We start from the raw sequence: 9,012 nt of genomic DNA on the forward strand, positions 1-9,012 counted from the left end.
AAATAAAGAAAATGTATGCCACGGCAATTGCCAATATGACTTCGAAGAGTAGCCACATAAGCTGGTAATGATCAAAGTCAAGATTAAGTCGTTTTCCAATTCCAATAAAAAATATAAGGGTTAAACCATGGGTTAGGTAGAGAGAATAGGAGATATCTCCCAATAACGCCAAAGGTTTTACGACAATATTAAAGTACATGATGAGCAAGCAACTTGCAAAAAGCAACAGAAAAATTAACCAGCCAAATTTAAAGACGATGAGAATAAAGATGAACGCAGGCAGAATTAAATTTTTCAAGCTTCGATCTGTGTAAAACTGTATCAATGAAATCCCTAGTGCAAAAATTGGTGCATATGAAATGACTAAAAATTCAGAATTAGGGAATTTAAAAAATCACGTTGAGCTGAAAACAATTAGAAATATATGCTGAAAGACCTTACCAGAGGACAAAAAACACAGAAGTCCTACTATTAGATAAAATTGGAACTCAACGCTCAACGTCCAAAAAACATGATTGTAAAAAGGATAGTGGGTGAACGGGATATAATAAAAAACGTGAGCGATGAACTGTGCGGCTTTAAAGTCCGTACCCTGACCTTTAGATAATGATAAGCAATTAAAAAAAAGTATAGTAACAAGAATTATACAAATATATGATGGATCTATACGAATTGACCGTTTTAGTAAAAATCTTAAAAACTCACGTGGTTTATATCCAGATGCACTAAGTGAGTAAACTATGATAAATCCACTTACCAAAAAGAAAACATAAACACCATTTTGGCCAAAGTTAAAGAAATCCGAAAGTCTTGGATACAAGAACAAAGTTGATCCATAATGACACAAAACGACACCTAAAGCCGCAAGTCCACGCAGATATTGAATACTTAATATTTTGCCCTGGTTAGCCATTTTTCAAATAAACAAATAATTAAGCATCCGCAGAAATGGACGGATATGCTTCAGCAAACTTTTTAAAATAAAAATCAATCACTCCTTATGCAAACATCATCACTATTCTCCCTTGATCTGAAGGATCTTGGGAAAGGCCTTTTAGTTGCCGTAGGCGGCGCCGTAATTGCCGCCATTGAAACAAGTATAAAGGCAGGCTCATTTGCTATTAACTGGCCGTCAATCGGTAGTGTGGCTTTAGCTGCCGGCCTGGCTTACCTGGGCAAAAACTTTTTTACACCCGCAAAAACGGTTACTCCCGCGCAATAATCTCCCGCCATTCAGGCAGCCGCCGATTTCAGCTTTTCTTAACAAAAACATTAAAACACAAAAACATGAATTTAAGTAAAAACGGATTTAAGATCATCAAAAATTTTGAAGGCCTCCGCTTAACTGCCTATCGCGACGTGGCTGGGGTGTGGACTATTGGTTACGGATCAACCCGCTACCATGACGGCAGGGCGGTAAAGCCCGGCGACAAACTAGCCGACGACGTGCAGGCAGATGCCCTTTTCGCCAATACCCTGGGGCAGTATGAGGATGCCGTTAACCGCTACGTAAAGGTGCACCTCACTCAAAACCAGTTTGATGCGCTGGTGTCCTTTACCTATAACGAAGGTACCAGCGCGCTGCAGCACTCAACCCTGCTGGTAAAACTAAACGAAAAAAACTATACCGAAGCTGCAACACATTTTTTAGCCTGGGATAAAATAACCGATCCCAAAACCGGTGAAAAAGTAGTCTGCGATACGCTGGTACACCGGCGCAGGGAAGAAAGCCAATTGTTTATGCAGCCAGATGCAAATCATTAAGATTTTTAACCATGACAGCAATTGAGCATCAGCAACTAAAAGGCATCACCGTAAAAAACCTGGTGGTAACCATTGTGAGCACCGCCAGTATTGTGGCCTCTGTAATGACGACCTATTTCGGTTTGAAAAGTGACATACAGGAAATTAAAAATGCTCAAAGTACCGAGGCCAGGGTAAACGCCATCCGCATAAAAGTTTTAGAGGACCAGGTTAACCTATTGCAAAAGGAGGTGGATGAAATCAAAACACCGGTAAGTCAAAACCGGTCTGCATTAAACGTTGCAGCGTTAAAACCACCCGGCGCGGCACAATATAGTGCCGCCAGGCCCTAACAACCTATCAATAAAATCAAAAAATAAATCGGTGTAATCACCAAATAATCTGTTTAATCAAATAATCATCATGAGCTTAAAATCATTTATTACAAAAATCTGGGGCGAGATCAAAAGCCTCTTTGACAGTTTCCCCGCAGAAATGCAGATCGCCATACACGTAGGCGTTGAGGTTACCGAGAATATTAAAAACTTTGTATACTCTCCAGCCGCAGACGTATTGACAGCGATCATCCCCGGCGGTATCGACGATGAAATTAAAACCCTGCTTCGTGCCAAACTACCGGGCATATTAACTGAACTAAAACTTGCCGACAGTTGCGCCGGTCTCACGGATCCATTACAAATTACAACTTGTGCATTAAAAGTATTGCAGGGATTGGAAGGGGATATTAAAGGAGCTTTCCTCCACAATCTCTCTATATTTGTAGCGCAAATTGCTTCAAAAGGCAAGTTAACATGGAGCGACGGGGTTGAAATCCTGGAGTGGTTTTATCAGAATGAGTTTAAAAAAGCCGCTTAATATTTAGAAGATCTTGTAACTAAAGAACGATGCAAACGCTCACGGGTTTCTGAATCCACAAAGTCTACCAACTCGCCAACGGGCATTAGCTACCATTTTTGACTCCGGACTATAGACTTAAGACTTTTGACTGAAAAGATATGTGCCCAGGAGCAGATTCGAACTGCCACATCCTTGCGAATGCCACCCCCTCAAAGTGGTGCGTCTACCAATCCTGCCGGCAGGCAGGCAGGTTCGCCACCTGGGCTTTTTTTAGTCGAAAGTCTTAAGTCCGGAGTTCTAAGTCTGAATAACGACTCTGAACTTTAGACTTAAGACTTTTTACTTTCAAAAAGGATGTGCCCGAAGAGAGACTCGAACTCTCAAGAGACAATTCTCAACGGCTTCTGAGACCGCAACGTTTACCAATTTCGCCATCCGGGCATTATTTGTTCGGGCCTGCGCCGTAAACAAGGTTGCAAATATAATCGTTTCCGGCAAATTGTTTGGCAATAAATATAAAAATGCGCCGGCGATTTGCAGAAAGCAATTTATAAGGTAATTTAGGAACTGAAACGATTCAATATGGGGACATAATGTATGACCCCGAATTGGAAAAAACCGCAATAAAATGATGAAAAACTTTTTCAAATATGCAGTCCTAACAAGCTGTTTACTATTAAATTTAAATGTAAACGCCCAAAGCATCAGCCTGCTGCAACAAGGTAATCCGACGAGTATCCGCGGCTTATCGGTCGTTGACGACAACGTGGCCTGGGTAAGCGGCAGCAAAGGAACTATTGCCAAAACCAGCGACGGCGGTAAAACCTGGAACTGGCAAACGGTAAAAGGTTTTGAGAAAGCCGATTTCAGGGATATTGAAGCATTTTCCGATAAAGAAGCCATCATCATGAGCTCAGGTACCCCGGCTTTAATTTTAAAAACTACTGACGGCGGCACGAGCTGGAACGTAAAATACAGCAACATAGACACGGCATATTTTTTTGATGCGATGGATTTTGCAGACAAAAAACATGGTTATATTTTAGGCGACCCGATCAATAACAAGTTTGTTTTGATGGAAACTCAAGATGGCGGCGAAACATGGGCTGCCTATAATAATCCACCCGATGCCTTACCGGGCGAAGCCGCCTTTGCAGCAAGCGGAACATGTTTAAGAATAGTAAAAGGTGCTATTGGGATATCATCAGGAGGCACTAACACAAGGTTCATCTATTTTAACATCACTCTTGGCTCCTGGCAATACGACCCGTTACCAATAGTGCATCATAAGTCCAGCCAGGGGGCATTTTCTTTTGCAATGGCAGAAAATAGCTGCTTGTTTGTTGGCGGTGATTACGCTGATGACAAAAAAACCGATTCGGTTGCTGCTGTCGCACTACCAAGGCTGGATGCGACTTTAAATTACTACCCAGTCAAAACTGGCCCATTGGGCTTTCAGTCGTGCATCGAGTATATTGCAGGTAATACTTTCCTGTCTACAGGTACCCCAGGCAGTAATATTACCACGGATGGCGGCAAAACATGGGCTAAAATAGATGATACAAGTTTTAACGTTTGCCGCAAGGCCAAACACGGAAAACTGGTGTTATTCGCTGGCAACGGAGGCAAAATAGGGATTTTTAAACCATAGATAACTGGCTATTAAGCCCTTAATAAAGCAAAAAAATAAATTAAAATAAGGCTTGCATACAAGGTTGAATAGTCCTATATTTGCACCACTTTAAACGAAACGGTTAAAGTAGATTCCGTAGCTCAGCTGGTAGAGCATAACACTTTTAATGTTGGGGTCCTGTGTTCGAATCCCAGCGGGATCACAAAATCCGTTTACTCAGAGATAAAGCGTTTCCGAAAGAAAGGCTTTTCTCGTTTTAAACCACTTTAAAGCCACTTTTTCATTCAGTCAGGGTCAAATCGATTTAAGGCATTCGGTGTACTATTCGGTATACTGTCAAAAAGACCGACCTTTAGTATACCGAATCTGCCAAAGAATTCGGGTTTGAGGTTGTGGAGGGGCCATGGTTTCACCTCAAATAACTGACAAATGAAAGTAAATCAAGAACTTTCTATTTTATTCTGGCTTTGGAAAGCCAAACAAACAACAGACGGCGCGGTCCCTATTTATGTACGGATCACCCTCAACGGGTTAAGAGACCAATTCTCATCCGGTAAAAAAGTAATGGCAGAACACTGGAATGAAGATACAGGGTTTGCCATCAAGGCCTGCAAAGATGCAGCAGCCATTAATACCTATATCACTTATACCAGGAGAGAACTGGAAAAGTGCTATAACAACCTATGTGATGAACACGAAGAAGTGACAGCCAAAATGGTGAAGGACGGTTATCTTTATAAACCGGAGCCAAAGCCAACGCTTATGCAGGCCTTTAAGATACACAACGATGAGTTTGCCGAAAGAGTAAGTAAAGGCAAGGGAACGAAAGGTACACTATTACGCTATGAACGTCTACAAGGCAAAGTAGAGGCCTACCTGAAAAAGAAATTTAAAGGGGCTGATATCAACCTGGATGTGATCCAATACTCCTTTGCTTCGGGTTTCTACCATTACCTGCTGATGCAGGACATTGATGTAAACACATCGATGAAATACGTCAAGACTTTAAAACAAGTGATGACAAAGGCGGTAAATGAAGGGATGGTGCTAAAAAGCGCGATCCATAATTTTAAGTGTGTCTATAATGACCCCGACCGTGACTACCTGGAAATGGATGAGATCATCAAGATGTATAACAAGCAGATCGCCAACGCCAGAATTGCCGAGGTGAGAGATGTATATGTGTTCTGCTGCTTTACGGGTTATGCCTTTGAAACGGTTTATGCGCTGGAACCTGAAAATATCTTCACTGGGGTTGATGGTAGTTTATGGGTCACCAAAAACCGGGCAAAATCCGGGACTGAAGAAACCGTGCCTTTAATGCCGATAGCTTTGGAAATTATTGAAAAATACAAAAAGCACCCGTACTGCATCAATGAAAACAAATTATTGCCGGTGAATAGCAACCAGCGTTTTAACGCTTACCTGAAAGAACTGGCTGACATTTGTGGCATCGCTAAATTGCTGACGACCCATACGGCCAGGCATACTTTTGCTACAACCATTACGCTGGAAAATGATGTTCCGATTGAAACAGTGAGCAAGATGCTTGGGCATAAAGACATGAGGACAACCCAGATCTATGCTCGGATCACCAAAAGGAAGATCAGCAATAACATGAAGGTACTGCATGATAAGTTGTTTGAAATTAACGGGAAGCTGAGAATGGCGGCCAATAATTAAATGAGGGTACTACCCTGTAGGGAACCCAATCGGACAGAATGCCTTGCATAGTTTTGCTATTATTTAATTTAAAAAGATGGAAGTACAGTTAATAACAAAACAAGATCTGGAGGAGTTCAGGGTGACGCTGCTCCGGGAATTACAGGCATTTTTCTCGAAAAAGACAGAGGACCCTAAGCGGTATTTAAAGAGTTACCAGGTAAAAAACATGCTGAAAGTTTCAGGCGGAACGCTTCATACGTTGAGATCGAACGGCACGCTGAAGTTCAGCCGCATCGGGCATATTATTTATTACAATTATGATGACATCATGCAGCTCATGGAGGGTAATACAAAAAAGAAGAAGTAATAAAAAAGGCCAGTGACACTGGCCTTTTTTATTATTCGTTTGTTTCTTCGACCCGTTTCAAAATGGCTTTGCGCAGTTGATCGAGGAACTTAACCGGGCTTACCCGTTTCCGCTGCAAGATGGATTGCCACAGCCTGTAAGCACGCCCAACATGGACATGGAAAGCGGTTTCCAGTAATTGAATGATGTCGGCAACAGTAGCCTCACCGTTATTGACCTGGCCGGTCAGCCAGATCCCATAGCCTAACTCGACTAAATTGATGGTGTCACCTGTCCACCTCAGCGACGGGGTTTTAGTTGGGTTCAGCGCACGCTGCTGGCCGCCATAGATATCAGTGATGAATGCCAACAGGCAGTCCCTTAAACGCTCGTACGCCATGAATTTAGCGAAGGAATAATCAAGAGCTGTCGAAAAGCCGGGATAGGGATCGATCAGTTCCAGCACGGGAATATCACTTTCTTTGGCATCCCTTAAAAAATAGACCTGATCTAATTCGCTAGAACCCGTTTTGTAATATTGATAGTGAAAGGAACTGGCTTTTAATAGTTGCAATACTTGCAGCAATTCTTGTTCGTAAAAGGCTTTGAGCATTTCCTTTGTTCCGGCCGGTGTTTGGGTAGCGAGGCCATAAGTCAACATCTCCCATAACTGTAGCGCGTAAAACCTGGGTTTGATCTTTTTGAAAAAATAGATTTCGGCGGCCTGGTCAGCAAAACCGTCTTTTAAAACGGCGCTCTTCACATCATTCAATACCCGGTTCGTTATGGGTAAAGCATGTCTTAAGCGTTCCAAAGGCGTGACTTCTAACCCGTCGAGTAAGGCCAGTTCTTGGTCCAGTTCACCGAGCCACTTTTCGTAAGTTTTATTTTCCATGTGGATAGAATTAATTAGTTCACCAAAAACTGGTATTCCGCCTCGCTTAATTCAAAAGGCAATTGCACTTTCACCCAATCGACAATTAACTCGCAGACCGAGGGTTCTGTCAGCGACGGGAACCGCCCGATTGATATCCACCATAAGGCAATGAAATCTTCTTTGATGGTCCATGCTTTCCGGCTCCTTGCCGCATTGACACTGATTTCGCGCAGCAGTCGCATAAACAATACTTTTTGTTCGGGTGCCAGCGTAATTTCCCGGCAAGCCTGCCGGTAGCTTTTACTGATCGGTTGCAGCATCATAAGCTGAATTCTTTCTTAATATCCGCCCATACATTGAGCACCTCATCCAAATGCGCTTTTTCATGCAAAGCAGTCACGCCCATCCTGATTCGCGCGTCCTTCATAGACACTGCCGGGTAGTTGATCTGGTTAGCGTAAACGCCCTTCTGCTGCATCGCATGGCAGATACGCGCATTCTTGATCTTGTCGCCAACCCGTACCGGGAAAATGGCAGATTCCGTATTGCCGATATTTAAGCCCAAGGCCAAAAGCCCGTGGCGGAAATACTGGATGTTGGCATGAAGCGCCGACATCCATAACGGTTCCTCATCCACAAGTTCGATGGCTTTGACAATCGCCAAAGCGGCTGGCGTAGAACTGGCGGAGAATAAGTGCTGCCGGCTTTGGTACTTGAGATAATTGACCATTTCTTCACTGGCTACAACATAGCCGCCGATATGCCCGAAGGTTTTACTAAATGTGCCGGTGATCAGATCGACGTCGTTCCACGCATCACAGGCTTCGATCAGGCCACGGCCTGTTTTGCCGATCACGCCGGTGCCATGTGCATCATCCACCATGAGTTTAGCTCCGTACTTTTTACAAAGCGCGATAATTTCACGCAAGGGCGCTAAGTCACCATCCTGTGAATACACGCCATCAATGATGACCAGCACTCAGGGATGTTTACCGGCTGATAATTTCAACGCATGCTCATAAGCGTCCAGATCATTGTGCTTCACGGTCTTGCGGTTGTAGGTTTGACAACCCTCCATCACGCTGGTATGTACGCCACCATCCAGAATTACCAAATCGTCTTTAGTCAAGATACATTGTAAGGAAGCGCTATTGGAAGTATAGCCGGTGGTGTAGATAATGGCGTGCTTTTTTCCGAAGAAGCCTGCGATCTTTTTTTCCAGCAGTTCATGGTAATCATAATGCCCGCCGATAGCCGGCGATGCACCTGCGCCCGCGCCATACTTCATGATCCCTGCAATGGCGGCCTGCTTGACGGCGGGATGCTGCGTAAAACCCAAATAGTCATTCGATACCAAACTGATCATCGCTTTACCGCCCATTTGAATGACCGGGCCGCAACCGGATGTAGTCAGCAAGCGGTAGTTCCATTGCCCTTTAGCCGACTGATCATCCAGGTAAGCCTGAAAAAGTTTAGCCCTGCTCCAGGCGTCCATTCCCTGGATATACTCGAAATCCCGGAAGCTGTTGTTGTCGAAATTTTGTTTCATACGTTTTTATTTGGGACAAAGGAATACCCTGGCACATCATGATAAAAGTGTATACACGAGATATACACGAAAAAAGCCCGCGGTTAGGCAGGCTTATCCACTATCTATTTTAAGAACCTTTTGATGTCCTCAATTATGGCAATAAACGGGTCATAAATCCTTTTCATATATATTGGATTCTTTCCGTAAAACTTGCCTTTTATGGTCTCCCACTTAAATTCGTCCTTGCCTTTTGAGGAACAAGTGGCGGCAATTTGTTTTGCATATAAATCAACACCTACTAATTTTGTTATACCATGATCCATGAGATGTTTCCAGAATAAGGCGATGCTGTCAACGTC

At 43.4% G+C, this 9,012-nt stretch carries 12 protein-coding genes, 3 tRNA genes and 1 pseudogene; 8 read left to right on the top strand and 8 right to left on the bottom strand.

Annotation, left to right across the window (positions count from 1 at the left end; all coding sequences use genetic code 11):
• Both QZY09_RS23425 and QZY09_RS24835 read right to left on the bottom strand, forming a co-directional pair.
• The coding region (locus QZY09_RS23425) for a hypothetical protein (protein ID WP_295676798.1) at positions 1 to 298 on the bottom strand (298 nt) is incomplete at its 3' end.
• Between the two features lie 96 nt (positions 299 to 394).
• Positions 395 to 913 carry an acyltransferase family protein gene (locus tag QZY09_RS24835; protein ID WP_367119266.1) on the bottom strand — a complete coding sequence of 173 codons (519 nt, stop codon included), beginning with the start codon at positions 911 to 913 and terminating at the stop codon, positions 395 to 397.
• A gap of 87 nt (positions 914 to 1,000) precedes the next feature.
• Here QZY09_RS24835 and QZY09_RS23430 point away from each other — a divergent pair, with 87 nt between their 5' ends.
• From QZY09_RS23430 to QZY09_RS23445, 4 genes are all read left to right on the top strand, one after another.
• Positions 1,001 to 1,222 carry a hypothetical protein gene (locus QZY09_RS23430; protein ID WP_295676800.1) on the top strand — a complete coding sequence of 74 codons (222 nt, stop codon included), beginning with the start codon at positions 1,001 to 1,003 and terminating at the stop codon, positions 1,220 to 1,222.
• A 65-nt stretch (positions 1,223 to 1,287) separates the two neighbouring features.
• On the top strand, positions 1,288 to 1,764 hold the full coding sequence (locus QZY09_RS23435; protein WP_295676802.1) for a lysozyme: 477 nt from the start codon (positions 1,288 to 1,290) through the stop codon (positions 1,762 to 1,764).
• An 11-nt stretch (positions 1,765 to 1,775) separates the two neighbouring features.
• Positions 1,776 to 2,096: a hypothetical protein gene (locus QZY09_RS23440; RefSeq protein WP_295676804.1), complete on the top strand. Its 321-nt coding sequence runs from the start codon at positions 1,776 to 1,778 to the stop codon at positions 2,094 to 2,096.
• Between the two features lie 70 nt (positions 2,097 to 2,166).
• On the top strand, positions 2,167 to 2,619 hold the full coding sequence (locus QZY09_RS23445; RefSeq protein WP_295676806.1) for a hypothetical protein: 453 nt from the start codon (positions 2,167 to 2,169) through the stop codon (positions 2,617 to 2,619).
• Between the two features lie 143 nt (positions 2,620 to 2,762).
• Here the strand turns inward: QZY09_RS23445 and QZY09_RS23450 are convergent.
• Both QZY09_RS23450 and QZY09_RS23455 read right to left on the bottom strand, forming a co-directional pair.
• Positions 2,763 to 2,866, bottom strand: a tRNA-Leu gene (locus tag QZY09_RS23450).
• Positions 2,867 to 2,958: 92 nt separating this feature from the next.
• Positions 2,959 to 3,042: transfer RNA gene (locus QZY09_RS23455), tRNA-Leu, on the bottom strand.
• 187 nt (positions 3,043 to 3,229) lie between these two features.
• On the opposite strand from QZY09_RS23455, the gene QZY09_RS23460 reads away from it, so the two are divergent.
• The 4 genes from QZY09_RS23460 (at position 3,230) to QZY09_RS23475 (ending at position 6,266) form a co-directional block, all read left to right on the top strand.
• The gene (locus QZY09_RS23460; RefSeq protein WP_295676807.1) at positions 3,230 to 4,252 is read left to right on the top strand and encodes a YCF48-related protein; all 1,023 of its coding nucleotides are present in this window, start codon (positions 3,230 to 3,232) and stop codon (positions 4,250 to 4,252) included.
• A gap of 111 nt (positions 4,253 to 4,363) precedes the next feature.
• Positions 4,364 to 4,436 (top strand) — tRNA-Lys (locus tag QZY09_RS23465).
• Between the two features lie 227 nt (positions 4,437 to 4,663).
• Entirely contained in the window at positions 4,664 to 5,917 is a 1,254-nt protein-coding gene (locus QZY09_RS23470) for a site-specific integrase (protein WP_295676811.1), read from the top strand.
• A gap of 76 nt (positions 5,918 to 5,993) precedes the next feature.
• Entirely contained in the window at positions 5,994 to 6,266 is a 273-nt protein-coding gene (locus tag QZY09_RS23475) for a helix-turn-helix domain-containing protein (protein WP_295676812.1), read from the top strand.
• Positions 6,267 to 6,297: 31 nt separating this feature from the next.
• Here the strand turns inward: QZY09_RS23475 and QZY09_RS23480 are convergent, their stop codons facing one another.
• The 4 genes and pseudogenes from QZY09_RS23480 to QZY09_RS23495 form a co-directional block, all read right to left on the bottom strand.
• Complete coding sequence (locus QZY09_RS23480) at positions 6,298 to 7,140, bottom strand: RteC domain-containing protein (RefSeq protein ID WP_295676816.1); 843 nt, start codon at positions 7,138 to 7,140, stop codon at positions 6,298 to 6,300.
• Between the two features lie 14 nt (positions 7,141 to 7,154).
• Positions 7,155 to 7,445 (bottom strand): hypothetical protein, encoded by a 291-nt coding sequence (locus tag QZY09_RS23485; protein WP_295676817.1) that lies wholly within the window; start codon positions 7,443 to 7,445, stop codon positions 7,155 to 7,157.
• Positions 7,442 to 8,671, bottom strand: a pseudogene (locus QZY09_RS23490) (aminotransferase class I/II-fold pyridoxal phosphate-dependent enzyme). The gene QZY09_RS23485 and the pseudogene QZY09_RS23490 overlap by 4 nt, the downstream one beginning before the upstream one ends.
• A gap of 104 nt (positions 8,672 to 8,775) precedes the next feature.
• On the bottom strand, positions 8,776 to 9,012 hold a 237-nt coding region (locus QZY09_RS23495; RefSeq protein ID WP_295676819.1), incomplete at its 5' end, for a hypothetical protein.

Origin of the sequence: uncultured Mucilaginibacter sp. (assembly GCF_903913935.1) — a bacterium.
Lineage (GTDB): Bacteria > Bacteroidota > Bacteroidia > Sphingobacteriales > Sphingobacteriaceae > Mucilaginibacter.

Excerpts from the sequence above, each read along its gene's own strand:
- QZY09_RS23480 (WP_295676816.1), bottom strand. The coding sequence starts at position 7,140 with ATGGAAAATAAAACTTACGAAAAGTGGCTCGGTGAACTGGACCAAGAA.
- QZY09_RS24835 (WP_367119266.1), bottom strand. The coding sequence starts at position 913 with ATGGCTAACCAGGGCAAAATATTAAGTATTCAATATCTGCGTGGACTT.
- QZY09_RS23475 (WP_295676812.1), top strand. The coding sequence starts at position 5,994 with ATGGAAGTACAGTTAATAACAAAACAAGATCTGGAGGAGTTCAGGGTG.
- QZY09_RS23430 (WP_295676800.1), top strand. The coding sequence starts at position 1,001 with ATGCAAACATCATCACTATTCTCCCTTGATCTGAAGGATCTTGGGAAA.
- QZY09_RS23445 (WP_295676806.1), top strand. The coding sequence starts at position 2,167 with ATGAGCTTAAAATCATTTATTACAAAAATCTGGGGCGAGATCAAAAGC.
- QZY09_RS23440 (WP_295676804.1), top strand. The coding sequence starts at position 1,776 with ATGACAGCAATTGAGCATCAGCAACTAAAAGGCATCACCGTAAAAAAC.
- QZY09_RS23470 (WP_295676811.1), top strand. The coding sequence starts at position 4,664 with ATGAAAGTAAATCAAGAACTTTCTATTTTATTCTGGCTTTGGAAAGCC.
- QZY09_RS23435 (WP_295676802.1), top strand. The coding sequence starts at position 1,288 with ATGAATTTAAGTAAAAACGGATTTAAGATCATCAAAAATTTTGAAGGC.
- QZY09_RS23460 (WP_295676807.1), top strand. The coding sequence starts at position 3,230 with ATGATGAAAAACTTTTTCAAATATGCAGTCCTAACAAGCTGTTTACTA.
- QZY09_RS23485 (WP_295676817.1), bottom strand. The coding sequence starts at position 7,445 with ATGATGCTGCAACCGATCAGTAAAAGCTACCGGCAGGCTTGCCGGGAA.